The following is a 24,779-nucleotide window of genomic DNA, read 5'->3' on the forward strand; positions in this document are numbered from 1 at the left end:
CTCAGCCGAGCAGCGGCGTGCGGCCCTCGGTCATCTCGGTCAGCGCGGTCTGCATGGCCGACTCGACCCTGGCCGCATATGCCGCGGGCTCCTCACCGGACGCCGCCGGCATGACGGGCAGCACGCGAGTCTGCAGTTTGGTGGGCAGCGGCAGGTAGGGCAGCAGTCCCACGACACCGATGTTGAGCCCCCACGGTAACGAGACACTGATCGGCGCCGACTTCAGACGCAACAGCTTGTCGAGGCGGGTGGCCCTGGCGAGGCGCTCCCCGCTGGAGATGACGAACAGCGACTCGCCCGCTCCTGCAGTCACGATCGGGACGATGGGCACCCCGTTGTCGATGGCCAGGCGGGCAAAACCGGTGCGCCCGCCGAATTTGATCCGGTTACGGTCCTCCCAGGCCTTCGCGGCGTCGATATCGCCGCCGGGGTACACCGCGACGTGCTCACCGCGGGCGAAGGCATCCTGCGCGGATTCGACGCTGGCGGGCCGGGCGCCGATGGGTTCGATCAAGCGGCCGACGCCGAGGGTCCAGGCGAGCTGATGGGTCAGGATCGTCACATCGCGATCGAGGTGCAGCTGCTCCAGCGCGGCAGTGGTCGCGAAGACGTTCAGGTCGAAGATCCCGCCGAATCCGTGGTTGGCGACGAACAGCACCGGTTCGTCGAAACTGTGCTCGGCGGTGTCGATTTCCAGCCGGTTGTACTTGCGGACGAACTCGACGCCCAGCTTGCGGAAGGCCGCCATGGTGGTGCGCAGCAGCTCCGGTGCGGCGTCGGAAACGCTGCCCTCGATGGCATCGAGGAGGGCGTCGGCGAGGTTCTCGGAATCGGTCCGGTCCTGTGCGTCCGACGTGGACATGGCGATCTGCTCCCTCGGAGTGGCTGAACGGGTCTGTCGATGCTGCCGCATCGGGTGCGCGGCGTTCGTCGATTCGGTCAATCCTGTGCTATCCCCGTCGGCCCGGTGCGCTGTAGGCCACCACCACGACCTCGGCGGGAGTCTCACCGACCTGCCGTAGCTTGTGCGAGGCCGACGCGTCGAAGTAGGCGCAGTCCCCGGTCTGCAGCGGCACCACCCTGCCGTCGAGATTCAACTCGACGGCACCGGCGTGCACGAAGACGAACTCCTGCCCTGGGTGACTGGGGTGGTGGTGTGCGCTGAACTGGCGGCCGGGTCTGACGACGAACGGCGACATGGCCTTGCCCAGCATGCCGGCGGCCACCGCGTGATGACGCTCGGCGCCGCGGTCGGCGGCCCGTTCCACGGTCAGTGCGGAGACCTCGGGATCGTCGGAGAACAGTTGTGCCACATCGACATCGAGTGCGCGGGAGATCTTCAGGGCGGCGGCGATCGACGGTACGCTCTGGCCGCGTTCGACCTTGGACAGATAGCTCTTGGTCAGACCGGTCGCCGCGGACACCTCGTCCAGCGTCATGCCCCGCTGCTGGCGCACGGCGCGTAACAAGCCACTCACGAGCCCGAGATTACCGCATTGACGATATGACACAAAGTGTCCTATAGTCCTCAATGTGTCATCACGAGAGGAGATCGCCCCGATGACGAGCACCCTGCAGGATTCCAAGTCCGAATTGATGCGCCGTGCGCTCGACGGCCTCAGCCGAAACATCGCCGATACCGGTCTGAGTGCCCGCGAAAAGGTCGCGCTGACCTGCCGCGCGTTGTTCGACGCCGGCCACGACTCCGGCCTGGCCGGTCAGATCACCGCCCGCGCCGACGAGCCCGGCACCTACTACACCCAGCGCCTCGGCCTCGGTTTCGACGAGATCACCGCGGGCAACCTGCTACTGGTCGACGAAGACCTCAACGTGCTCGACGGTGACGGAATGGCCAACCCGGCCAACCGTTTCCACTCCTGGATCTACCGTGCCCGCCCCGATGTCGGGTGCATCGTGCACACCCATCCGTTCCATGTGGCGGCACTGTCGATGCTCGAAGTGCCGCTGATGGTTTCGCAGATGGACATAGCACCGCTCTACGACGACTGCGCATTCCTACCGGACTGGCCTGGCGTGCCGGTCGGCAATGAGGAGGGCGAGATCATCTCGGCCGCACTCGGGGACAAGAAGGCCATCCTGCTGGCCCACCACGGGCACGTCGTCGCGGGCGCCAGCATCGAAGAAGCGTGCTCGCTGGCCATGCTCATCGAACGCGGCGCCAAGCTGCAACTGACTGCCATGGCCGCGGGAACCATTGCCGCACTGCCCGATCGGCTGGCCCGCGAAGCCCACGACTGGACCCTGACCCCCAAGCGCAGCCTGGCCAACTTCGCCTACTACGCGCGTCGCGCGCTGGCCAACCACCCCGACACCCTCACCGCCTGAAAGGTCGCACCATGACGAACATCCACGGCATCATCGCCTACCCCATCACCCCGTTCACCGCCGACGGATCCGGTGTCGACGGGGCCGCGCTCGCCACACTCGTCGATCGACTGGTCGGCACCGGCGCGCACGCCATCGCACCGACCGGCAGCACAGGGGAATCCGCCTACCTGACCGAGGACGAGTTCGACACCGTCATCGACGTCACCGTCGGTGCCGTCGCCGGCCGCGTCCCGGTGATCGTCGGCGCCTCGGACCTGACCACGGCCAACACCGTCCGCCGCGCCCGCTACGCGCACCAGGCCGGAGCCGATGCGCTGATGATCCTGCCGGTGTCCTACTGGAAGCTCAGTGAACGCGAGATCATCGCGCACTACGAAGCCGTGGCAGGCGCCGTCGACCTGCCGATCATGGTCTACAACAACCCCGCGACCAGCGGTATCGACATGAGCCCCGAGCTACTGGTGCGGATGTTTGACGAGATCGACAACGTCACGATGGTCAAGGAGTCCACCGGTGACCTGACGCGGATGCAGCGCATCAAGGAGCTCTCCGGCGGCGAGCTGCCCTTCTACAACGGCAGCAACCCGCTGGTGCTCGACGCACTCACCGAAGGTGCCGCGGGCTGGTGCACCGCGGCGCCCAACCTGCGACCGCAGCCCTGCCTGGATCTCTACGACGCGGTGCGCGCCGGTGATGTCGACCGCGCCCGGCAGATCTATGACGACCTCGCGCCGCTGCTGCGGTTCATCGTCGCCGGTGGTCTGCCCACCACGGTCAAGGCCGGCCTCGAGCTACTCGGTAACAAGGTCGGCGATCCACGGGCGCCGTTGCTGCCGCTGGATGCGTCCGGGCGGGCCGAGCTGCAGGCGATGCTCGCCGGGGTGTGATCCACGGTCCGGGGAGCGGGTCGCTAGTCTGCGCGCATGTTCAAAGTCAACGAGTACTTCGACGGCGCCGTCGCCTCGATCGCCTTCAGCCCGGCCGACGGGCCGGCGACCGTCGGGGTGATGGCGGTCGGGGAGTACGAGTTCGGGACCTCCCAGCTGGAGATCATGCATGTGATCAGCGGGGCGCTGACGGTGCGGATGCCGGCTGCGGACGAGTGGGAAACCTTCGCGGCGGGAACGCAATTCACCGTGCCGGCGGACAGCAAGTTCGGTGTGCGGGTCGAGGTCGAGACCGCCTACCTCTGCCAGTACCGCTAGACCAGTGCCTTCCCGAGGCGGACTCGGCGCCGGACATCGGCCAGCAACACATGGCTGCCGCCGTGCCGGACGAACCGCGGGATGAAGCGGTTCACGAAGGCCACCAAGGCGAACAGGTTCTCGAACTTGCGCTGCTGTGAATCTGACCAGGTGAAGCCCATGGCCTCGCGGAACACCGGGGCCAGCGACCCGACGGTGAGGAAGCGCAGCAGCGGGGCGAAGGTGACACGCAGCGGCCAACTGATCATTCTGAGGTCTATCAGCGCCATCAGGTAGTCGCGGATGCGCTCGTCGACGACAACCCGCTCGCATGCTGCGTTCCAGAAGTCATCGAACTCCGAACGGGTGGGTGGCCACTGGTCGGCCCTGACCTGCAGGGTGGTCCCCAGCGGTCGGGCCGATTGGTAGAACTGTTCGGCCTGCTCGGCGGACATCGTGCCGTGGAGCAATTGATAGGTGTCTTCGAGCCCGACGAACAGGCAGGCCGCGACCCACAGCTGTAGGTGCCTGTCGAAGGCGTTGTAACGGACGGGGCTCGTATCGGTGGAGCGCACCTGGCGGTGTGCCACGTTCACGGCGGCTCGGTAGGCGGCGCGGTCGTCGGTCGTGCCGAGGATGGCGACGGCAAGGTACTGGGCAGTGGTGCGGGCCCGTTTCCACGGGTGCTCCATCAGACTGCCCGACGTGACGCGGCTTTCTGCCACCCCGTAACCGATCTGAGGGCGGGCCAGTTGCATCACCACATTGGCGGCCGCCCCGGCCAATGACCAGAAATCGATGGCATCGCGGATATCGACCTCCCCGTGATCGCGCCGGGCGGTCCGTCGCCGAACGGTGATCCGCGTATCGGCAAGGGTGAATGGATAGCTGGCCACGGAGTCGTAGTCGTTGTGAGCCATGGGCGTCCCTTCTGGTCTTGAAGACCAGGTTCGCATGCCCCGGCACGTCACGCAAGAGTCTATGTTAATGAATATTCTTGAGGTATAAATCCAAGATCGGCCTGCTGAGCTGATGAATTGCACATCAGGCCGTTCTTTTCGTGGATGTAAGTGAATCGATATTCTCGCCAACACCACGTGGCGAAGAATGCGTTACCGTGAGTACATGTCGACAGTCGGCCGCGCCGCGCAACCCGCTGTGCGCAAGCGCCCGCGAGACCGCAAGGCCCAGATCGTCAAGGCTTCCGCCGAAGCGTTCAGCGCCCTCGGCTACCACGCGGTCAGTATGGAGGACATCGCATCACGGGTCGGTATCTCCGCGGCCGCCCTCTATCGGCACTCGGGGGGAAAGTACGAGCTGTTCAGGGATGCGGTCTTGGCTCTGGGGCAACAGCTCGTGGACGGCACCGAGATTGCTGATCCGGACGCCGATCCGGCGGCCCAGCTCGAGGATCTGATTCGTGCAGTCGTCGATATCGCCATCGCCAACCGCAGCTCCGGGGGCCTGTATCGCTGGGAGGGTCGCTACCTCAACGATGCCGACCAGGCCACGTTGAACGGACAGATCGAACTGGTCAACCGGCGTCTGCAGCAACCGTTGATGCGGTTGCGCCCGCAGCTCACGTCGCGGGAGCGCTGGACGCTGACCTCGGCAGCGCTGAGTGTGATCGGCAGCGTCACCGACCACCGGGCCGCACTGCCGATGGCGGAGATGCGGACGCTCTTGGCGGGTTTGGCGTCCGCGGTGCTGTGGGCTGAGCTGCCCGCACCGGTAGCATCCGATGAGCCTGTGCCACAACTGAAGAGCAGTGCCGGAGTCGGTGGCAAGTATGAGGTGCTGCTACATGAATCCCTGCGTTTGTTCCACAGCAAGGGTTTCCGTGAGACCAGCATGGAAGACATTGCTGTAGCTGCCGGCATGCAGCCATCTGGTATCTACCGGTTCTTTCCCGGTAAGGCCGACATCCTGGCCGCCTCCTACCGGCGCAGCGCCGACCGGGTGTCCGGGGATGTGTCCAGTGTTATTGCGGTTGAATCGGATCCGGAACGGGCGTTGGCGCGACTTGTCGACTTGTACGTCGACCGGTCCTTCAAGGATCCTGAACTCGCGTACGTGTATTACACCGAGCGGGGCAACGTGCCCGAAGTCGACCGGATGGTCCTGCGCAACATCCAACGTGCGACCGTCGATGAATGGGCGCGGCTGTTGTCCGAGGCGCGGCCCGAATTCGGCCACGCCCAAGCATGTTTCGCGGTGCTCGCCGCGTTCGGCCTGGTGGTCGACCTGGGGCGGCTGGTCCATTACGAGGACACCAAGTATGCGCGCGCCAGCGTCCGGCTGATGATGGAGCACACTCTGCTGGGTCGACCCTCGCAGACCGTCAGCTGAACGGTGCGCGCTGGTCGAACCGCCGCGATGCCAGCCCCGCCGAGCGCCACGTCCGCGCGATCCAGTCGGTGTCCTCCTCGGTCACCAGATTGCCCATCATCCGCACCGCGACCTTCATCAGGAAATGCGAACGCATGGCCACCGGTCCGGCGACGGGCAGGAACCTCGGCAACGTCAGCAGCAGCGCCAGTCGGCGTGCGGCGGAGAATCCGCGGGCGTAGTGCTCGGTCAGCACCGCCGGCCAGGCCGCGCTGAGATCACCGGAACCCAGGAGTTCGGCGGCCAATCGCCCGGTTTCCAAGCCATAGTCGATGCCCTCGCCGTTGAGCGGGTTGACGCATGCCGCGGCGTCACCGATCAGCATCCAGTTCGGCCCGGCCACGCCGCTGACCGCACCGCCCATCGGCAGCAGCGCCGAGAGCCCGGCGCGGGGTTCGCCCTCGAAACCCCACTCGTCGCGGCGCAGATCCGTGTAATAGGACAGCAGGGGACGCAGCGCCGCATCGGCGGGGCGCTTGGCCGTCGCCAGCGCGCCGACGCCGATGTTCACCTCGCCGTTGCCCAGTGGGAAGATCCAGCCGTAGCCGGGCAGCACCTCACCCTGCGGAGACCGCAGCTCCAGATGCGAGGTGATCCAGGGCTCATCCGAGCGCGGCGTGGCGATATAGGCGCGAATAGCGGTGCCGTACACCGTCTCGCGATGCCAGACCCGGCCCAGCGCGCGGCCCAGTGTGGACCGGGCGCCGTCGGCGACGATCAATTCGCCCACCCGGATCTCCGAACCGTCGTCGAGCAACAGCTCCGATACCCGCCCGGACGGATCATGACGGACGTCGACTGCTTTGACACCGAGCATCATCTTGGCGCCCTCGTCGGCGGCGACCATCCTGATCCGGTCGTCCAACTCGGTGCGCGGCACCGCGCTACTGGTCGCCGGGAACGACGGACCGGGCCAGCGCACTTCGACATCGGCGCCGAAGCCCGACATCCGCAGCCCGTGGTGTGCGATCCGGCCGTTCAACCAATCGCCGAGGCCCAGCTGACGCAGTTCGGCGATGGCGCGAGGGGTCAGTCCGTCCCCGCAGGCCTTGTCGCGGGGGAACTGCGCGGAGTCGATCACCAGGACGTCGCGACCGGCCCGGGCCGCCCAGGCGGCGGCCGCCGAGCCCGCGGGCCCGGCGCCTACAACAACCACATCTGCTGGACTCGGCACCCTCCCAGTATGTTGGAACAATGAGGACACCGGCGAGCGTGGTGGCGGGCGTGGATTTCGGGGACCCCGATTTCGCGACGCGGGTGCGTGACGGCGTGGAACGCGTCGAGGATCTGATGTCTACCGAGCTGGGTAAGGCCGACGTGCTGATGGCCGAGGCCGTCCAGCATCTCTTCCAGGCCGGCGGCAAACGCTTCCGCCCGCTGTTCACCGTGCTGGCGGGTTCGCTGGGACCGCGGCCGGAGGATCCGGAGGTCACCATCGCCGGGGCCGTCATCGAGCTGGTGCACCTGGCGACGCTCTATCACGATGACGTGATGGACGAGGCCCAGGTGCGGCGCGGCGCCGACAGCGCCAACGCCCGCTGGGGCAACAACATCGCCATCCTGGCCGGTGACTACCTCTTCGCCACCGCTTCCCGGCTCGTCTCCCGACTCGGCCCGGACGCCGTGCGGGTGATCGCCGATACCTTTGCCCAGCTGGTCACCGGTCAGATGCGGGAGACCCGCGGCGCCGCCGAGGGCACCGACGAGATCGAGCACTACCTCAAGGTGGTCTACGAGAAGACCGCCTGCCTGATCGAGGCATCCGGCCGGTTCGGGGCGACGTTCTCCGGTGCCGACACCGAACAGATCGAGCGGCTGTCCCGGCTCGGCGGCATCGTCGGCACGGTCTTCCAGATCTCCGACGACATCATCGACATCGACAGCGACCCCGACGAATCCGGCAAGCTGCCCGGGACCGATCTGCGCGAGGGTGTGCACACCCTGCCAGTGCTCTACGCCTTGCGCGAGGACGGGGAGGATGCCGACCGGTTGCGGGTGCTGCTGGCCGCGCCGCTGACCGATGACGCCGAGGTCGCCGAGGCACTGACCCTGCTGCGCCGCTCCCCGGGCATGGGCAAGGCCAAGAAGAAGGTGCGCGAGTACGCAGGGCGGGCCCGCGACGAGTTGGCCAACCTGCCGGCCGGCCCCGGCCGCGACGCCCTGGCCACGCTGGTCGACTACACCGTCAACCGGCACGGCTGAGTCATCCGGAACCTGAGGCGGTCGTCGGCCGTTGAATCAGCGAAGACTCTCGGAGGAGAAAAGCTGATGACCTGGCATCCCCATGCCAATCGATTGAAGACGTTCGTGCTGCTGGTCGGCATGTCCGCGCTGATCGTCTTCATCGGTGCCCTGTTCCAGAACCAGTCGATCCTCATGCTGGCGGTGCTCTTCGCCGTCGGCATGAACGCCTACGTCTACTTCAACAGCGACAAGATGGCGCTGCGGGCCATGCACGCCCAGCCCGTCAGCGAGATGCAGGCGCCGGCGATGTACCGGATCGTGCGGGAGCTCGCGACCGTGGCGCGCCAGCCGATGCCGCGGCTCTACATCAGCGATACCGCAGCGCCCAACGCGTTCGCCACCGGCCGTAACCCGCGCAATGCCGCGGTGTGCTGCACCACCGGCATCCTGGGCATCCTCGACGAGCGTGAGCTGCGCGCGGTGCTCGGCCACGAGCTGTCCCACGTTTACAACCGCGACATCCTGATCTCGTGTGTGGCGGGAGCGATGGCATCGGTCATCACCGCGCTGGCCAATATCGCGGTGTTCGCCTCGATGTTCGGCGGTAACCGCGAAGGTGGCGCGAATCCCTTTGCGATGCTCCTGGTTTCGATGCTCGGCCCGATCGCGGCGACCGTCGTCAAGCTCGCGGTGTCGCGGTCGCGGGAGTACCAGGCCGACCAGTCCGGCGCCGAGCTGACCGGTGATCCGCTGGCCTTGGCCAGCGCCCTGCGCAAGATCGCCTACGGTGTGCAGGCCGCGCCGCTGCCGCCCGAGCCGCAACTGGCCGATCAGGCGCACCTGATGATCGCCAACCCGTTCCGGGCGGGGGAGAAGATCGGCAAGCTGTTCTCCACCCACCCGCCGATCGAGGACCGCATCCGTCGGCTGGAGCAGATGGCCGGCCGCTGAGGCCTCCGGTTGCCGAGTGAGACGTTCTGGTGGCCCCAGGGTCGAATGGAGCGCAGTAACGTCTCACTGGCGGCGGGAAAGCCCCACGACGGGATAGGGTGTGGCGCATGCGTACCCGAGGTGTGCTGTGTGCCGTGGCAGCCATGGCTGCGCTGAGCGCCCCCGCGATCGCGGCGGCCGAACCCCCTCCGCCGCCGCCCCCGCCACCAGCGCCCGATATCGGCGGCTACGCATTCGTGAAGCCCTCGGAGTACGCGGTCAACGACGGCAGCATGTACGCCTTCACCGCCGGCGAGGGCATCACCTGCGTGATGAGCCGAGCCAACGGAAGCTATGGCTGCAGCGGACCGCCCTTCCCGGGTGCACCCGGTGGAGCCAACGTCGTCACCGGCGCGCAGATCGGCGCCCCGGGATTCGCCACGGCGGCCAACCCGGTCTATGTCGGCGACAAGCCGGCGCTGCCGTTGCCCGCGAACTCGCGCATCAGCTTCCAGCACGTCACCTGTGGCACGGACGGTGCACTGGTCACCTGCCAGAACTCGTTCGACCAGTCCGGTTTCGTGATCAGCCCGGGCGGCAGTTGGATCGTCAACCCGACCAACCCGCTGCTGGACCGTCCCGAGGGCCGCAACCCCTACTTCAACTGAGCCGGCTCCTACCTGGTTTCAGCCATCCCGGTGCGAGACCTGGCGGCACTGCACTGAGGTAGCCCCTTGGCCGGTTTCGTCTCCCTGACTGCAGCCGCGCCAGCACACCGAGCGATTCGGCTGAACCCAGGGAGACCGGTGGCTTCAGAACCCGGAGCCGTGCACCTCGTGGCCCGGGTTCTCCACCATCAACCCGCGGTAGGCGTCCTCGACCGTGTGCCCGTGATTGATGACACCGTCGACCTCGCGGGCGATTGGCATGCTCAGGTCGTACTTCTCGGCGAACTCCATGATGACCGAGGCGGCCTTGACGCCCTCGGCGACCTGGTTCATCGAGGCGATGATCTCCTCGACGGTCTTGCCCGACCCCAGCTGCTCACCGACGTGCCGGTTGCGGCTGCGCAGCGAGGTGCAGGTGACGATCAGGTCGCCCATGCCTGCCAGGCCGCCGAAGGTGTCCCGGTGCCCGCCCATCGCGACGCCCAGCTTCGACATCTCGGAGACCGCGCGGGCCATCACCATGGCGCGGGTGTTCTCCCCGATGCCCAGCGAGTAGCCCATGCCGACGGCGATCGCGTAGACGTTCTTCAGTGCGCCAGCCATCTCGACGCCGACGACATCGTCGGTGGTGTAGGTGCGGAAGCGCCGGGTCCGGAACAGCCCGGCCAGGTTGGCTGCCAGATGCTGATCGGGCATCGCCAGCACGGCCGCGGCGGCATAGCCCTCGGCGACCTCGCGGGCGATATTGGGCCCGGCCAGGATTCCCGCCGGATGCCCGGGCAGCACCTCGTCGACGATCTGGCTCATCCGCATATTGGTGCCCTGCTCAAGGCCTTTCACCAACGACACCACCGGCACCCACGGGCGCAGCTCGCGGGCGAGCTCGATGAGCACCCCGCGGAAACCGTGCGAGGGCACTCCCATCACGATGACGTCGGCGCGCTGGGCGGCTTCGGAGAAATCGGTGGTCGCCTGCAGTCCGTCGGGCAGCACACACTCGTCGCCCAGATACCGGGAGTTGCGGTGGTTCTCGTTGATGTCCTTGGCGGTCTCCTCGGAACGCACCCATTGCAGGGTGGGTCCGCGCCGAGCACAGATGGAGGCGACGGTGGTTCCCCAGGAGCCGCCGCCGAGGACGACGACGTTCGGTTCGCGTTGTGCAGGTGCCATCCGGTCAGCGTATTGCGGCGACGGTGCCGGTGAGCCCGACTTGCCCAACTCCCGCGGGCGAAGCGCTACCGGTAGTTGACGAACTGCAGAGCCACCGGCAGGTCGGCCCCGCGCAGCAGCGCCTGCACGGCCTGCAGGTCGTCGCGCTTCTTCGAGCTGACCCGGATCTCCTCGCCCTGGATCTGCGCCTTGACGCCCTTGGGGCCCTCGTCGCGGATCAGCTTGGTGATCTTCTTGGCGTTCTCGCTGTCGATGCCCTGCTTGATGCTGCCGATGACCTTGTAGGTCTTGCCCGAGGGTTGTGGGTCGCCTGCCTCGAAGGCCTTCATCGAGATGTCGCGGCGGACCAGCTTCTCCTTGAACACGTCGACCGCGGCCTTCACGCGCTCCTCGGTGGAGGAGACCAAGATGATGCCCTCCTCACCCTGCCACTCGATGGTGGTGTCCGTGCCGCGGAAGTCGAAGCGGGTCGACAGTTCCTTGGCCGCCTGGTTGAGCGCGTTGTCGACCTCCTGGCGGTCGGCCTTGCTGACGATGTCGAAGCTTGAATCCGCCATTGGACCCTCCTCATAGTGCCGTTTTCGTCTTCGGTACATCCTCGTTGTAGTCTGCTACTCGCACCAAATCCGGCAGGTTGCCCGAGCGGCCAATGGGAGCGGACTGTAAATCCGTCGGCTAACGCCTACACAGGTTCGAATCCTGTACCTGCCACACTGATCAGGCCCCCTTTTCGAGGGGGCCTGACGTGTTTCTGCCTGCCGCGTCCGCCGATCGGCTGAAATCTCTGGACGCCCGTCAAGTTGTGTTCTCGATCTCAGCAACCTCACAGCGGCCGCACCGCCGGCGGCGACATTGCGCGGTGGGTAACTTGTGACGGGATTCGCCTCGGTCGGGTGCCGCGTCGCTGGCGGTGTTGCGACCGCGCGTGACCCAGGGTCGACGGAGCCGACGGCGGGTTGCCGGAGGTTCACGGTCGCCCCCGGCCGAGCTACCGCTCGGCGTGCCCACGTCCGCGGATCACGAATCCGCGGTGGCGAACACGAACACGCAGTTTCAGCAAACTTTACGCCCCGAGCACGAGCTGCGCGGACGTGCGCTGTAGCTCTACTATCCGCCGCAAGGGAACGGTGTCACCGCGAAAGGCGCACCCGCTGGTGCGGTTTCAGCAACTCGCGGACGCCGTCGGGGGATCATCATGAAGGAGCCTGGGGTGAACAAGCGCTACCGAATAAGTCGTGTCGCCGTCGCGGTACCCGCAGTGGCGGTCCTGCTCGCAGGCGGAGTCGTCGACCACACCGTGCCGGCCGATCCCACCCCACCCGTGATCCAGCACCGCACGGTGTCCGCTGAGGCCGTCGAGCTGGCCGCGCTGGCATTGTTCGCGGTGCCCGGCGCCGGTGTGCAGTTCCCGGCCGGCGCCCTGGACACCCAGGACGGCGGCGTCTGGCGCCGCATCCAGGACGTCACCGTCCTCAACGACCCGGTCCGCTATCCCGGCAGCGTCACGGCGGCATCCGTCGACGCCGGAGCAACCTGGCTCACCGAACTGCTGGCGGCCCGTGACCCGGCCACCACCGTCAGCGCCATCAACACCGGATCGTTCGGCGGCCGCGTCGCCGCCGAGGCGCTGAACCGGCTGGCCGCCACCGGTTATGACATGTCGAGCGTGTTCGGGGTCTTCTACGGCGACTCCAACACCCCGGGCACCGGCATCTTCGCCCGCTACGGCCCCGACGAGCCCACCTTCGGGTCCGACGTGTTGGGTGGCGCCATCGCGTTGCCCGACGGAACCTATCTGCGCGTCAACCGCGAGTACGACCCCATCGCGTACTTCCCGCGGTATCTGTTCAACCCGATGAGCTGGATCCAGCTGGCCGCCGGGTTCATCTTCGAGCACTCCCGACTGCAGGATTTCGACTTCGAGGATCCGGAGAATGTGGTCACCGTCGACGGAAACGTCGTCACGGTGCGGGTGCACAGCCCGGTGATGCCGCTGCTGATGCCGCTCAAGCTGCTCGGTGTGCCGTCCCAGTTCATCGACGCCCTGCAGGCGATCCTGCAGCCGATGGTGGAGAGCACGGGTATGTACGAGACCGGCCGAATCCAGTTCCTGCCCACACCACAGCAGGCGTTCACCTACCTGCAGAACATCGCTGCCGGATTCGAGAAGGCCGGCCAGATCATGGCCGGGACGGCGCCGACGCCGGAGCCGCCGAGTGAGCCACCCGTGGTCACCGCGCCGGACACAACCTCGGAGATCATCGACGCCATGGAGGATCGGGACGCCGAACTCAACGGCATCACCCAGAAACCCCAACAGCAGGCCCTTACCGTCGAGCCCGAGGACGACGAATCCGATTCCGAGGAACGCGGTTTCGAGCGCGCCGAGTTCACCGATTCCGACAACGATCCCGATGCGCTGACGGCCGCCGATGATCCCGGGCCCGGGATCGCCGAACCCGATCCGGGGCCCGAGCCGTCCGAGCCCGCCGATACGGCTGCGCCGACCTCCCGAGACGACGAGGGTGCCGATCCCGAGTAGCCACCAACACAATTGAGGCCCCCTCGTGAGAGGGGGCCTCAATCATGTTCGGCGTCAGCCGACCTGCGCGGCCGCCTGCACCATGGTCGCCGACGGGGCCGCGGCGCCCAGCCGTCCGACCACGAAATCGGCTGCCTGATTCGCCATTCCGTTGCTCTTGTACGAGCTGTGCGCGGCGCGGTCCCACCCGCCGGGGAAGCAGACCGGGTCACCGGCGGCGCACAGTTGCAGGCTCTTACCGGCGTACAGGTCGCCGATCGTGATCGGGGGAGCGTTGCGATCGGCCAGGCCCAGGAACCAGTTGTCGGGGGTGCCGAACAGCACGACCGCGGACACATGCGAGGCGACATCGGCGGGCATCGGACCGGCCAACCCGGCGGGCAGGGTGTACCCGGCGGGGACGCTGGTGCTGGTGCTGTAGCCCGCGACCGCGGCGCCCTGCGAGTACCCGCCCAGCACGATCTTGGTGTCAGGGCAGTCGGCGGCGATCTGCTGAATGTGGTTGGTGGCGTCGGCGATACCGTCGACGGCCCGGCCGAAGTCCAGCGAGGCCGGGTAGTTGACCCCGTACACACTGACCGACTGGCCGGGCAGCCGTGCATTCAACGCGTCGACGAACGCCTGACCGGTCGCGCCGACGCCGGGTGCCTCGAAGGTGCCGCGGGCGAACACCACTGCGACATCGGCGCAGGCGCCGGCGGCGGCCTTCGCGGTGGCGGCGGGACCGGCGAACAGTCCGGCGATGACGGCGAAGACGGCCAGGGCCGCGAACAGTGCCGAGCGTGCGGCCCGCGCCGCCCAGGTCTGTGGCGATGTGCTCATGAGTTTCCCCGTTCTGGAATCCGATGTGCCATCGCTGCGAGTAGTGGTGGCAGTTACCTGCTACAAGCCCGGATCGGCGGACAGGATTCCACGGCTGTCAAGTGATCCATCTCACCTGAGCGCACGGAATCAGCGCGCCGGCAGGAGGGGTTGGATTACAACCGCGAAAGCGACGTTCTGGCAGCTGAGTCCGGGGTTTTCACGACCGCAGCGTCACTCTCGACCGCATATAAGCGGACCTTCACCACCAACCGGTCGCCTCGGCCAACTGCCGGCCCAGTTCGTCGGCCATGGTGCGGACGTAGGTCGCCGAGAGGTGGTGCGCGTCGTGGTAGATCAGCACATTGCCCTCCGCGGCCCGGCAGATGTCCGGCCGGCACACCACGTCGGAAAGGTCCAGCACCTGTAGCAGCGGATAGTCCTGCACATGATCCAGCGTCGGGTTGCGGTCGGCCAACGCCTCGGTGCGCGGCACCCCGCAGGTGTCTGCATCCTCACCGGAGGCCAGGCAGTCGACGGGGGAGAAGAACCGCCCGTCGCGCAGCATCCACGGGGTGTCCCGGATGCCGAGCATGCCGATGCCGTTGTCGGACAGCTCGTCCCAGACACCGAGGTAGTAGTCGGGTACGTAGTCGCCGTCCCCGTCGAGGATCGGCCGGGTGGTGGTGAAGAAGACGTAATCGGGCCGCTCCGCCACGATCTGGGCCAGCGCGTTGTCCGACCAGGTGCGGCATGACGGGTACGGCGTGAACGGCCCGGCGATGATCGGGACCTCCGCCGTGGTCAGCGGGCACCCCATCTTCATATAGGTCGTCACTTTGAAGCCGTGCTGGCGTCCCAGTGCATGCAGCGCGGTCAGCCAATGCTCGGAATGCGAGCCGCCGGCCAGCGCGATGGTGCGGGTGGCTTTCGGGTCACCGTAGACACAACTGACGACCTCCTCGCCGCCGAAGTCGGCAAGGCACTGGTCGAGGGTGGACGGCGGTACGTCGTCGGGGGCCTCCAGACCGGTGGGGCGCGTCGGCAGCTTGGCGACCGGCCGACCGTCGCCGAGGGCCAGCGCGCCCGGGTAGTCGCGCAGCGGCAGCGTCGCCAGCTCGGTGCCGCTGGCCCGGATCTGTTCGACATGCTCGCGCCAGCCCACCGCGGCGACCGCGAGCGCGACCACCAGGACCGCGGTCGTGGCGCCGGTGAGCACCGTGCGCCAGGCGCTCGTCCCGGCCCGCACCGACAACCAGGTCAACCAGGAGGCCAGTGCGCCGGCACCCAGGATGGCGGCCGCCTCACCGATGCCGACGGTGTCGTCGTTGGTGTGGGCCAACCAGAAGATCAGCATCGGCCAGTGCCACAGGTACATGGCGTAGGCACAGGTGACCACGGCAGAAGACGATGTCCCCGACGGTCCGCTGATGATCACGAGCACCGTCGCCAACACCGGCACCAACGCCCACGGCCCGGGGTAGTCGGCGACACCGTCGACGAGCAACCCGGAGCCCACGATCGCGATGACGCCGACCACCACTGCCGCCTGCCGCAGCCGGGACGGCCAGGGCCATCGCCCGGCAACCGCCGCGGCCAGCACACCGGCCAGCAGCTCCCAGGCGCGGGTCAGCGTGCTGTAGTAGGCGACGGTCTGGTCACTGGAGGTCTGCACCACCGCCCACGCCAGGGACGCCGCGGCGGCCAACCCCACGACGGCAAGCAGCGGCCCGCGCCGTCGAATCAACCAGGCCGCCGCGACCAGCGCCAGCATCACCTGGCCCGCCACCGACAACGCCCACAGGTGCTGCAGCGGGGTGACGGTCTGGCCGGCCTGGAAGTAGTCGCCCACGGTCGTGGCCAGCAGCCAGTTCTGATAGAAGCCGAGGCTGGGCAGCGTCTGCTCGGCGAAGGATTCCCAGCGGGTCTGCGGCTGCACCAGCACCGTGAGGACGGCCGAGACGGCCAGCATCAGCACCAGCGCGGGGACCAACCGGCGGGTCCAGCGCCACGCCTCGACCCACACCGATCCCCGGCATCCGAGGATGCGCGAGCCGAAGAAGTAGCCCACCAGCACCAGCAGCACGTCCACCCCGCCGGACACCCGGCCCAGCCAGAGGTGGCCGATGACCACAAGGGTCACCGCGATGACCGTCAACGCGTCGAGGTCGGGGCGGACATGCCGCCCGACGGGCGCAACGGGGACGGGGGCGGGCTGTGTGGTCTGCAAGGCGCCCCGAGCATAACGGGGCGGCGGCGGGGAGTCGGCTACGCCGGGTCGGCGATGGACACGCGGTCGCCGCCGTCGTGTTTTGCGCGGTACATCGCGGTGTCTGCGGTCTGCAGCAACCGCTCGAAGCACTCCATGCTGTGCACCGGCCCACATGCCGCGCCGATGCTGACCGTCACTCCGGGCGGGCCCACCTCGCCGATCGCCGCCCGCAGCAGTGATCCCACCTCGGCTGCCCGGTCGGCCGTCATGGTGTCGACGGCGACGAACTCCTCACCGCCGGTGCGGGCGGCCAGCGCGGGCTCGCCGAGCACCCGACGCACCTGCGCTGCGGTCTGGACCAGGATGTCGTCGCCGACGGCGTGGCCGTGTCGGTCGTTGACGTTCTTGAACTTGTCGATGTCGATGACGAACACGCACAGGTCGCTCAGCGGTTCGCCGGCGCCGATCAGTCGGGACATGTGGGCGCGCAGCCCGCGCCGATTGGCCAGTGTGGTCAGTGGGTCGACCAGCGATTCCACCGAACTGTTGCGGATCAGCCAGAAAGCGAACTGGGCGAACGGCAGGATGAACACCGTGACCAGCAGGGCCACCGCGGTTTTGCCCACGGTCAGCGGCACCGCGTCGGGATAGTCCGAGACCGCGAGCCGCGTCGCCAGCGCGGCGATCGCCGCGACCACGATCACCAGATGCGCGACCATCGCACGGGCGCCGTGGAAGAACAGGATGTAGATGCCGGTCACCGCGAATACCGGTGTCGCGGTCAAACCGGCCAGCGGGTCGCGATGGGCGAAACCGGCCACCGCGATGCCGACGTCGATGAACAGGAACAGCGTGATCGACATCCGCGGGGAGGGCCACGGGCCGAACAGCCAATAGAACGGCCATGCCACCGCGACGACGGTGATCGCGGTGACCAGTACCCGCATCGGCCCGGCAGGGTCGGCCAGATCGGTGGCCAGCAGAGCGAGCAACGCGACGGCCATCCCGGCGCCGACCACGGCGATGACGACCCGCAGCGAGGTCAGGAAACCGCGGGCCCGCAGGAAGTCCAGCAGAAAGCGATGGTCGACGTCGTCGCCCCACCACAGCCGGAGCTGATCGGTGTAGTGCGGCGCACCGGCCAAGCGCCAGACCGTGGTACGTCGGGGCAAGTCAGCGTCGGTTGAGCACCCAGATATGGGTGGATAAGGCGGTGGCGAAGGTGCACCACAGCGGATAGAGACCCAGCGGCGCGGCCTTGGCGCCCCGCACGGCCACGGCGCGGCGGGTCAGGTCGGCGCTGCTGACGGTAAGGGCCCCGGCGGCGATGGCCGATGCGCCGAGCTTGCGCCGGTTGAAGAACAACCAGGACCAGCTGCCGTTGAGGATCAGGTTCAGCACCAGGGCCCGGGTGTAGCTGCGGCGCACCTCGGGTGGCGCTTCGTCGAGCGTCTGGGACGAGACCACGGCGATATCGGTGTACAGCGAGGTCCATGCGACCGGGAACGCCGCTCCGGGGGGCTGGTAGGGCGGCTTCTTGAGTTTTGCGTACCAGGCGGATTCGACGGCCGGTTTGCTGGCAAGGCTGCCCACCACCGCCGTGGCGGCGACGGCGAGTGCGGTCGGTGCAAGCGTGCGAATCTGCAAGGGACGCTCCAGGCTTATGGGGGACGTGCGCTGTCCCTGTCCAGTATCCACCCGACGAGAAGGTGAAACCCTCAGATCATGTCCTTGCGGGTCAGCCAGCGCATCACCGGCCAGCCCACGAACACCGGCAGCCAACAGGTCAGCACCCGGTAGAGCAGGACCGCGGGCACCGCGATGGCGGCCGGGACACCGAAGGCGGCCAGTCCACCGATCAACGCCGCTTCCACCGCGCCGACACCGCCGGGGGTCGGGGCGGCGGAGGCGAGCGTGCCGCCGATCATCGTCACGACGGTGACCGTGACGAAGGAGGTGTCGCCCCCGAATGCCTCGATGCTGGCCCACAGCGCCAGCGCCGAGCCCAGCGTGGTGCCCGCGGCACCCAGCACGATCAGGGCGAGGCGTTTGGGTTCCTTGGACAGTTCCCAGAGGTCGGTCTTGACCTCCTGCAGTTTGGGCGCCAGCGACGAGGCAAGCCAGCCTCGCAGCTTGGGCACCGACAGGAACACCCCCACCAGCCCGAGGGCGACGCCGGCCACCAGATAGAGCACGGTCGCGCTGGGCACGAAATGCGACAGGTTCGCCGACGCCCCGGCAATGGTCGTGAACAGGATCAGCAGCACCACGTGCACCAGCACCTGAACGCTCTGCTGCAGCGCGACCGCCGCGGTGGCGCGCATGGTGGACAGGCCGCCCTTCTGCAGCACGCGGGTACTCAGTGCCAGGCCGCCGACGCCGGCGGGCGTCGTGGTGGCGGCGAAGGTGTTGGCCACCTGCATGATGGCCAGGTGGCGGTAGGCCACCAGCCCGTCCGCGCACGCCCACAACGCGCCGGCGGCACCCAGATAGCGCAGTGCCGACACCCCGAGCCCGACCAGCGCCCACCACCAGTTCGCGTTGCCGAGTTCGTCGAAGAACGCGGGCACGGTGCTGATGAAGGGGTAGGCCACGTAGACCAGCGCCACCAGCAGCACCAGCTGGATGAGCTGGATGCGGGTGAACCGGGTGATGGTCTCGGTGCGGATGTTGTCGGCCCCGGTCTGGTGTTGGACCTGTGCGCGGGCCGCCTCGATGACGGCCTTCGGGTCGTCGACCGAATCCCGGATCCGGGCGGGTACGGCGGTCTTGGTGAGCCGCCGCGACGCGGTCAGCACGGTGTCGCGGCCGAGGGTCTCGATGGCCGCGGCGACCGCGGATTGCGGGTCGTACATCGCCGAGGTGGTCACCAGCAGTTGGGCGATATCGGATTGCAGCTGCGCGTCGGTGGCGCCGTATTCGGCGTTGACGAACCCGCCGAACTGGACCTGCCCGTCGTGCACGGTGATCTCCCCGCAGCACAGGTCGCCGTGGGAGATCTGGTTGTCGTGCAATACCCGCAGCGCCTCCCATACGGCGGTCACCGGCGCGGCGTCGGCGCTCAGCGGAACACCGCGCGCGGGTTTGCGGGCATACAGCGTCCAGCCACGGTCGAGTGCGCTGACCGACACCGAGGAGATGTTGGACCGCCCCAGGGTGTCGATCGCGATGGCCATCAGCGCGCGATGCTCGATGGTGCGCCGCATGGAGGCGTGCAGCGGGGCGGTTTCGTCGCTGCGCAACCGAACTTTTCGCCACAGTTGGCTCAGCGCGCCGCCGCTGCGCTGGTTGGGTCCGTACAGCTCGACGACGGCGGTGCTGTCGGGACCGGTGGCCGCCAGCACCAGTGCGCCCTCACTGGGCGCCCGGATGACGGCCAGGGCGGAGACGACGAAACCGCGGCGGGCCAGCGCGCGCACGGCGCCATCGAGCGGGACCTCCAGAGCGGGGGTGCCGACCACCCAGACCACCAGGGCGCCGACGAACCAGCCGACCGCCAATCCGAGCAGTGTGCGGGCAGGCACGACGGCACTGACGAACAGGTGGATCGGCACGAACGCCAACAGCAGCGCCCACCAGTACCGGCGCAGCCGGCGGGACAACCACGGCCCCGAGACGGTCAGCACCGCGGCCAGCAAGGCGACCCAGCGCGGATCGTCGAGGAACTGCGAGAGCTGGGTGTCGAGCCGGTCGCCGAGGTCGAAATGCCACTGCGGCGCCGCGATTCCGCGGCCGGTGATCGACAGCGCCAGCACCGCGATCAGGCCGGCGGCACCGTAGGCCGCCAGCAGCCGCCAGTGCCTTCCGATGATCAGCTGCACCAGGATGACGAAGGGCAGCGCCAGGATGGCGACCCCATAGGCCAGGTAGACCAGATTGGACTGGGTGGGGGTCAGCACGCCGATGATCTCGGAGATGGACCGTTCCAGGGCCACCCAGTCGTTGCGGGTGATCAGTGAACTGGTGATGACGACGGCAAGGAACACCGCCGACAGCACCACCCGCAGGATCTCGTTGGTGCGCCGGGTGAGCGGTTGCAGCAAGCTGCCGGTGACGCTGATGTCCCGACCGTCGACTCGCACGGGGACAAACGTAACCGGGGCGGGCGGATCGGTGCGCGAGGCGGGACACGCGGCGCTGTGAGAGAATTCCGGCATTCGCAGCCGGCGTGGGTTCTTCCGCCTGGCGCACAGCACCGAGAAAGAGACTGTGGGGGCCTCTATGCGTGGCGAGAAAATCGGCGAGCCGCTGATGGGCGCGGTGGCCACGCTGGTGGGCGGGCTGGCACTGGGCGGTTCGACGACCTGGCCGCCGACGGCGGTGATCGCGGCCGCGGTGGCGTTCGGTGCGGTGTTCTGGGCCGTGGTGTGGGCCGTGACACACGGCGCGGCCACGGCTTTCGGGGCTCGCGTGGCCGTCGCCGTCGTGGCGGGTCTGCTGCTCGGCGAGCTCGCGGCGGTGGCGGTGTTCGGCGGACAGATCGACCAGGTGCTGACCGCGCGGGATTCCCCGGCCGAGGCGACGGCGACGGCGGCACTGGATCAGGCGCGGGCTGAGCGTGCGGGTCTGGACGAAGCCGTCGCAGAGGCCAACCGCCATCGCGACGAGGCGTTGATCGTGGCGCGCTGCGAGGTCAATCCGTCCGCGGCCTGTCCGCAGATCCGCATCACCGGGGTGCCGGGCTCTGGTCCGGAGGCGCGGACCGCCGATGCATTCCTCGACGACGCCCAGCGCCGCCTCGACGCCGCGGTCGCCGATCGGGACGGTCGCGGGCCGGTGTTGGACGATGAGGTGCGCATCAGGGAACAGGCGCTGGCACAGGCGCGACAGGACACCCTGACCGGTGGGCTCGGCGTGCGCTGGCAGGCGATGAACACCTATGTCCTCGACCATCCCGGTTCGGTGATCCTGCGCCTGCTGGTGGTCGGCTTCTTCACCGTTCTGACGGTGCTGCCGCTCATGTTGAGGCGGTGGCGCGGCCCGACGGCGGTCGAGGCCGATACGGCGGCCGACACGGCGATCGCGGTGAATCGGGCGCAGGTGCGCGCCCAGGTCGATCAGATGTGGGCCGAGCAGGAGCTCAACAGCGCGCGGATGGCGATTGCGGCGCAGAACGAGATCGACGCCGAGCGGCAGCGCCGCCGGGTGGCGCAGGCGTGCGCGGCCGAGCCCGAGGTACCCGAGTCCGAGGTGGTGCTGTCCGAGCGGGTGGCCCCTGCCGAACTGCCGGCGCCGGTGCAGAAGTCTGCCGAGCTTGAGCCGCAGCGCGGGGTGCCCGTCATCGGAGAGGTCACCAACGCCGCGGCGCGGCTGATCATGCCGTTCGTCCCGCCGATCGTGGCCGGTGCCGTCGACAACGTCTCCAGGAATGTCGCGCGGACGGTGGCCAAACCGCTGCGCCAGGTGTTCACCGAGACCGAGGAGTTCCATTTCACGCTGCGGCGCACGCATCGGGTGACCGTCGAGTCCGACGCCGGGGCCGAGGGTGCCGAGCAGCCGCGGCAGGTCACCTCGGACCGGGAATGGGTTGATGCGGACGGACCCCACGTGGAGTCGCGGCGCACGCTGATTCTCGGCGAATCCGACGGGCCTGCGGAGCTGACGTCGGATGCGGGGCCGCGGCAGCTGCCGCCCGGATGACATCACGTCATGACATTTTTGCCACCTGTGATGTAACTTCGATCGACATCACGAGGCCCGCAGGCCTGCGCCGAGAGGAAAACAGGTGGACTCGACGCCGTTCGGCCACTATCAGCTGCGGGGGCTGATCGGCCGAGGCGGCATGGGCGAGGTTTACCGGGCCTACGACACCAAGACCGATCGCGTGGTGGCGTTGAAGGTGCTGCCGCCACAGATGGCCCAGGACAAGGTGTTCCAGCAACGGTTCCGCCGCGAATCGCAGGCGGCCGCCGGGGTCAACGATCCGCATGTGGTGCCGATCCACGGTTTCGGCGAGATCGACGGCCGGTTGTATCTGGACATGCGTCTCATCGAGGGACGCACGCTGGGTGAACTGTTGTCCGAGACCGGGAAACCGTTGGATCCGACGTTCGCGGTGCAGGTGGTTGAACAAATCGCCTCGGCATTGGATGCGGCCCACCAGCAGGGCCTGATCCACCGCGATATCAAACCGTCCAACATCCTGTTGACCAAGGCGAATTTCGCCTACCTGATCGATTTCGGTCTGGCCCGCACCGCGGGGGAGACCGGAATGACGACGGCGGGCAGCACGCTGGGGACGCTGGCCTATATGGCGCCCGAACGGTTCGACGGCGGTTACGCCGACGCCCGCGCGGACACCTACGCGTTGACCTGTGTGCTCTACGAATGTCTCACCGGTGCGCGGCCGTATCCGGCCGACAGTCTGGAGCAGCAGATCGCCGGGCACATGGTGTCGCCGACACCGAAGCCCTCGGACACCAATCCGCGGCTCGCACCGTTCGACGAGGTGATCGCCACAGGCATGGCCAAGAAGCCGGAGAAGCGGTACCAATCCGGTGCCGAGCTGGCGGCCGCGGCGGCGCGTGCGCTGCGGGCGCCGGTGCGTATCACCGGATCCGGTCGGCACACGGCCCGGCGGCGCGCACCGCAGTCGCGCCGGCTTCCACGCCGGGCACTGGTGCTGGCCGGGGTGCTGGTGCTCGTCGGTGCCGGTGTGGTCGGGGCGTGGAAGTGGCACGACTCCCGCGATACCGGGCAGTGGCCCGAGGGTGCGGTGCCCGCGATCGCCGCCGCGGTGCCCGCCGATGTGCGGGCCGCCGGCAAGCTCGTCGTCGGTGTGAATGTGCCTTATGCGCCAAACGAATTCACCAATTCTGACGGGGAGATCGTCGGGTTCGACGTGGATCTGCTGGATGCGGTCGCGCGGACGATGGGTTTGAGCACCGAGTACCGCGAGAGCGAGTTCGACGACATCATCCCCGCGGTGCAGGCCGGCACGGTCGATGTCGGGATGTCGTCGGTGACCGATACGGTCGCCCGGCAGAAGCTGGTCGATTTCGTCACCTATTTCCAGGCGGGCACGTTGTGGGCGCAGCGGGCGGGATCATCGGTGGATCCGACCGCCGCGTGCGGGTTGCGGGTGGGTGTGGCCCACAGCGTCATTCAGGAAACGGTCGAGATCCCGGCCAAGAGCGACGAATGTGTGGCCGCCGGGCTTGCCCCGATCGAGAAGGTGGTCTTCGGCAGGCAGGACGATGTGACCGCGGCGCTGATCGCCGGTGATATCGATGCGATGAGCGCGGATTCGCCGGTCACGGGTTTCGCCATCAAACTCAGCGGTGGTGCCCTGGTGCCGGCCGGTGAGGTGTTCGACTCCGCGCCCTACGGGTGGCCGGTGGCGAAGGGATCGGAGTTGGCCCGGCCGTTGCTGGAGGCCGTCACGCACCTGATCGGCACCGGTGAGTACCGGACCATCGCCACCATGTGGGGTGTGGAGCGCGGCATGATCGCCGAGCCGGTGATCAACGGCGCCGCGCGGTGATGCTCAGTCGGTCGAGCGCAGCCGCACCATCCGGGTGGTCGAGCTCTCGTCGAGTTCCACGACATCGGTGCGCGACCGCAGGAAATCGCTGAACGACCGGAATCCCAGCGACTTTTCGCTGAACGACGGGTCCATCCGCTTCATCTGCGCCTTGACCGCCGAGTTGTGCAGCCAGTCGACATCATCCTTCTCGGTACCGATGTGCAGGGCGCGCACCAACAGCGCCGTCGCGACGGTCTGGGGGTCCGGCTCCCCGGACTTCTTGGTGCGCCGGGCGGTGCTCTTCGGCTGGTCGGCTGGCTCGAACACCGGCACCCCTGGCAGCGCGTCGTAGACGACGAACTCGTCGCAGGCCGAGGCCAGTGCCTTGCTCGACGAGCCGGCCACGCCGATGCCGACGACGTAGCGGCCCAGGCGTTTACAGCGCTGAGCCAGTGCGATGTAGTCCGAATCGCCGGCGACAATGACGACATGGGTCAGGTCGGGCAGGCGGAACATGTCCTCCACGGCGTCCACAGCCAGCCGGATGTCGGCGCCGTTCTTGCCGTAGGCGGCGGCCGGGAACAACTGCACGAGGTCGACGGCACGGCCGACGAGTTGCTCGCGGTATCCGGCATTGACTTCGGCCGACCAGTCGGCGTATGCGCGGGTGAGGACCAGCGTGCCGAATGACGACGCGAAGTCCAGGATGGCCCCGACGTCCACGGTGGCGCGGTCCAGGGCCTCGGACTGTAAGCCCTTGGATTTGTCGCGCTGGAACGAGTTCCGTCCGTTCACCTGGTCATACCGGGAGATGACGATGTTGTCGAAGTCGAGGTAGACCGCGACGCGGGTGGGTGCTGTTTCGGTCACGGGGACTAGTGTGCCG

At 67.9% G+C, this 24,779-nt stretch carries 22 protein-coding genes and 1 tRNA gene; 11 read left to right on the forward strand and 12 right to left on the reverse strand.

Translation table 11 applies throughout. The features are described from left to right. Window position 1: 1 nt before the first annotated feature. Both PGN27_RS18745 and PGN27_RS18750 read right to left on the reverse strand, forming a co-directional pair. The gene (locus tag PGN27_RS18745; protein WP_335327464.1) at window positions 2–862 is read right to left on the reverse strand and encodes a lysophospholipid acyltransferase family protein; all 861 of its coding nucleotides are present in this window, start codon (window positions 860–862) and stop codon (window positions 2–4) included. Between the two features lie 88 nt (window positions 863–950). Next, a complete protein-coding gene (locus tag PGN27_RS18750; protein WP_335327465.1) occupies window positions 951–1,478 on the reverse strand; it encodes a helix-turn-helix domain-containing protein in 528 nt (175 codons plus the stop codon). A gap of 82 nt (window positions 1,479–1,560) precedes the next feature. Here PGN27_RS18750 and PGN27_RS18755 point away from each other — a divergent pair, with 82 nt between their 5' ends. Genes PGN27_RS18755 through ppnP form a run of 3 tightly spaced genes read left to right on the forward strand, consistent with a single transcriptional unit; the run spans window position 1,561 to window position 3,554 of the window. Then, window positions 1,561–2,346 (forward strand): aldolase, encoded by a 786-nt coding sequence (locus PGN27_RS18755; RefSeq protein WP_335328783.1) that lies wholly within the window; start codon window positions 1,561–1,563, stop codon window positions 2,344–2,346. 11 nt (window positions 2,347–2,357) lie between these two features. Continuing rightward, window positions 2,358–3,236, forward strand: coding sequence for a dihydrodipicolinate synthase family protein (locus PGN27_RS18760; RefSeq protein WP_335327466.1), 879 nt, complete (start codon window positions 2,358–2,360; stop codon window positions 3,234–3,236). 36 nt (window positions 3,237–3,272) lie between these two features. Next, window positions 3,273–3,554, forward strand: coding sequence for a pyrimidine/purine nucleoside phosphorylase (gene ppnP / locus PGN27_RS18765; protein ID WP_335327467.1), 282 nt, complete (start codon window positions 3,273–3,275; stop codon window positions 3,552–3,554). Here the strand turns inward: ppnP and PGN27_RS18770 are convergent. Next, entirely contained in the window at window positions 3,551–4,453 is a 903-nt protein-coding gene (locus tag PGN27_RS18770; protein WP_335327468.1) for an oxygenase MpaB family protein, read from the reverse strand. The two genes, ppnP and PGN27_RS18770, sit on opposite strands and share 4 nt — an antisense overlap. 205 nt (window positions 4,454–4,658) lie before the next feature. Here PGN27_RS18770 and PGN27_RS18775 point away from each other — a divergent pair, with 205 nt between their 5' ends. Continuing rightward, the gene (locus tag PGN27_RS18775; protein ID WP_418888616.1) at window positions 4,659–5,882 is read left to right on the forward strand and encodes a TetR/AcrR family transcriptional regulator; all 1,224 of its coding nucleotides are present in this window, start codon (window positions 4,659–4,661) and stop codon (window positions 5,880–5,882) included. Here PGN27_RS18775 and menJ read toward each other — a convergent pair. Further along, window positions 5,875–7,095: a menaquinone reductase MenJ gene (gene menJ / locus PGN27_RS18780; RefSeq protein WP_335327469.1), complete on the reverse strand. Its 1,221-nt coding sequence runs from the start codon at window positions 7,093–7,095 to the stop codon at window positions 5,875–5,877. The genes PGN27_RS18775 and menJ overlap by 8 nt on opposite strands. A 20-nt stretch (window positions 7,096–7,115) precedes the next feature. Here menJ and grcC1 point away from each other — a divergent pair, with 20 nt between their 5' ends. From grcC1 to PGN27_RS18795, 3 genes are all read left to right on the forward strand, one after another. Then, window positions 7,116–8,123, forward strand: coding sequence for a nonaprenyl/(2E,6E)-farnesyl/geranylgeranyl diphosphat synthase (grcC1, locus tag PGN27_RS18785; RefSeq protein ID WP_335327470.1), 1,008 nt, complete (start codon window positions 7,116–7,118; stop codon window positions 8,121–8,123). 66 nt (window positions 8,124–8,189) lie between these two features. After that, window positions 8,190–9,056 carry a zinc metalloprotease HtpX gene (gene htpX / locus PGN27_RS18790; protein WP_335327471.1) on the forward strand — a complete coding sequence of 289 codons (867 nt, stop codon included), beginning with the start codon at window positions 8,190–8,192 and terminating at the stop codon, window positions 9,054–9,056. Between the two features lie 107 nt (window positions 9,057–9,163). Beyond that, window positions 9,164–9,703, forward strand: a complete 540-nt coding sequence (locus PGN27_RS18795) for a hypothetical protein (RefSeq protein ID WP_335327472.1) — start codon at window positions 9,164–9,166, stop codon at window positions 9,701–9,703. Between the two features lie 144 nt (window positions 9,704–9,847). On the opposite strand, the gene PGN27_RS18800 is transcribed toward PGN27_RS18795, so the two are convergent. Together PGN27_RS18800 and PGN27_RS18805 are read right to left on the reverse strand one after the other, a co-directional pair. Then, window positions 9,848–10,873, reverse strand: a complete 1,026-nt coding sequence (locus PGN27_RS18800) for an NAD(P)H-dependent glycerol-3-phosphate dehydrogenase (protein WP_019513930.1) — start codon at window positions 10,871–10,873, stop codon at window positions 9,848–9,850. A gap of 65 nt (window positions 10,874–10,938) precedes the next feature. Further along, window positions 10,939–11,430 (reverse strand): YajQ family cyclic di-GMP-binding protein, encoded by a 492-nt coding sequence (locus tag PGN27_RS18805; protein WP_335327473.1) that lies wholly within the window; start codon window positions 11,428–11,430, stop codon window positions 10,939–10,941. A 71-nt stretch (window positions 11,431–11,501) separates the two neighbouring features. Here PGN27_RS18805 and PGN27_RS18810 point away from each other — a divergent pair. Together PGN27_RS18810 and PGN27_RS18815 are read left to right on the forward strand one after the other, a co-directional pair. Continuing rightward, a tRNA-Tyr gene (locus PGN27_RS18810) sits at window positions 11,502–11,584 on the forward strand. Between the two features lie 499 nt (window positions 11,585–12,083). Beyond that, window positions 12,084–13,415 (forward strand): PE-PPE domain-containing protein, encoded by a 1,332-nt coding sequence (locus PGN27_RS18815; RefSeq protein ID WP_335327474.1) that lies wholly within the window; start codon window positions 12,084–12,086, stop codon window positions 13,413–13,415. Window positions 13,416–13,469: 54 nt separating this feature from the next. On the opposite strand, the gene PGN27_RS18820 is transcribed toward PGN27_RS18815, so the two are convergent. From PGN27_RS18820 to PGN27_RS18840, 5 genes are all read right to left on the reverse strand, one after another. Further along, window positions 13,470–14,237 carry a cutinase family protein gene (locus PGN27_RS18820; RefSeq protein WP_335327475.1) on the reverse strand — a complete coding sequence of 256 codons (768 nt, stop codon included), beginning with the start codon at window positions 14,235–14,237 and terminating at the stop codon, window positions 13,470–13,472. 241 nt (window positions 14,238–14,478) lie between these two features. Beyond that, window positions 14,479–16,446: an acyltransferase family protein gene (locus PGN27_RS18825; protein ID WP_335327476.1), complete on the reverse strand. Its 1,968-nt coding sequence runs from the start codon at window positions 16,444–16,446 to the stop codon at window positions 14,479–14,481. A gap of 38 nt (window positions 16,447–16,484) precedes the next feature. Beyond that, complete coding sequence (locus PGN27_RS18830; RefSeq protein WP_335327477.1) at window positions 16,485–17,573, reverse strand: GGDEF domain-containing protein; 1,089 nt, start codon at window positions 17,571–17,573, stop codon at window positions 16,485–16,487. A gap of 28 nt (window positions 17,574–17,601) precedes the next feature. Next, a complete protein-coding gene (locus PGN27_RS18835; RefSeq protein WP_335327478.1) occupies window positions 17,602–18,075 on the reverse strand; it encodes a TspO/MBR family protein in 474 nt (157 codons plus the stop codon). Between the two features lie 71 nt (window positions 18,076–18,146). Further along, entirely contained in the window at window positions 18,147–20,510 is a 2,364-nt protein-coding gene (locus PGN27_RS18840; RefSeq protein WP_335327479.1) for a flippase-like domain-containing protein, read from the reverse strand. 139 nt (window positions 20,511–20,649) lie between these two features. Here PGN27_RS18840 and PGN27_RS18845 point away from each other — a divergent pair, with 139 nt between their 5' ends. Continuing rightward, the gene (locus PGN27_RS18845; RefSeq protein ID WP_335327480.1) at window positions 20,650–22,068 is read left to right on the forward strand and encodes a DUF4407 domain-containing protein; all 1,419 of its coding nucleotides are present in this window, start codon (window positions 20,650–20,652) and stop codon (window positions 22,066–22,068) included. Between the two features lie 85 nt (window positions 22,069–22,153). Next, a complete protein-coding gene (gene stpK7 / locus PGN27_RS18850; RefSeq protein ID WP_335327481.1) occupies window positions 22,154–23,911 on the forward strand; it encodes a serine/threonine protein kinase StpK7 in 1,758 nt (585 codons plus the stop codon). Between the two features lie 3 nt (window positions 23,912–23,914). Here stpK7 and PGN27_RS18855 read toward each other — a convergent pair whose 3' ends face one another. Then, window positions 23,915–24,763, reverse strand: coding sequence for an NYN domain-containing protein (locus tag PGN27_RS18855; protein WP_335327482.1), 849 nt, complete (start codon window positions 24,761–24,763; stop codon window positions 23,915–23,917). Window positions 24,764–24,779: the final 16 nt, after the last annotated feature.

Origin of the sequence: Mycolicibacterium neoaurum (assembly GCF_036946495.1) — a bacterium.
Lineage (GTDB): Bacteria > Actinomycetota > Actinomycetes > Mycobacteriales > Mycobacteriaceae > Mycobacterium > Mycobacterium neoaurum_B.

Bases quoted from the DNA above. Each gene is read 5' to 3' on its own strand.
- PGN27_RS18795 (WP_335327472.1), top strand. From the start codon at position 9,164: ATGCGTACCCGAGGTGTGCTGTGTGCCGTGGCAGCCATGGCTGCGCTG.
- PGN27_RS18820 (WP_335327475.1), bottom strand. From the start codon at position 14,237: ATGAGCACATCGCCACAGACCTGGGCGGCGCGGGCCGCACGCTCGGCA.
- ppnP (WP_335327467.1), top strand. From the start codon at position 3,273: ATGTTCAAAGTCAACGAGTACTTCGACGGCGCCGTCGCCTCGATCGCC.
- PGN27_RS18745 (WP_335327464.1), bottom strand. From the start codon at position 862: ATGTCCACGTCGGACGCACAGGACCGGACCGATTCCGAGAACCTCGCC.
- PGN27_RS18770 (WP_335327468.1), bottom strand. From the start codon at position 4,453: ATGGCTCACAACGACTACGACTCCGTGGCCAGCTATCCATTCACCCTT.
- htpX (WP_335327471.1), top strand. From the start codon at position 8,190: ATGACCTGGCATCCCCATGCCAATCGATTGAAGACGTTCGTGCTGCTG.
- PGN27_RS18760 (WP_335327466.1), top strand. From the start codon at position 2,358: ATGACGAACATCCACGGCATCATCGCCTACCCCATCACCCCGTTCACC.
- PGN27_RS18775 (WP_418888616.1), top strand. From the start codon at position 4,659: ATGTCGACAGTCGGCCGCGCCGCGCAACCCGCTGTGCGCAAGCGCCCG.
- PGN27_RS18755 (WP_335328783.1), top strand. From the start codon at position 1,561: ATGACGAGCACCCTGCAGGATTCCAAGTCCGAATTGATGCGCCGTGCG.
- grcC1 (WP_335327470.1), top strand. From the start codon at position 7,116: ATGAGGACACCGGCGAGCGTGGTGGCGGGCGTGGATTTCGGGGACCCC.
- PGN27_RS18800 (WP_019513930.1), bottom strand. From the start codon at position 10,873: ATGGCACCTGCACAACGCGAACCGAACGTCGTCGTCCTCGGCGGCGGC.
- PGN27_RS18805 (WP_335327473.1), bottom strand. From the start codon at position 11,430: ATGGCGGATTCAAGCTTCGACATCGTCAGCAAGGCCGACCGCCAGGAG.
- PGN27_RS18845 (WP_335327480.1), top strand. From the start codon at position 20,650: ATGCGTGGCGAGAAAATCGGCGAGCCGCTGATGGGCGCGGTGGCCACG.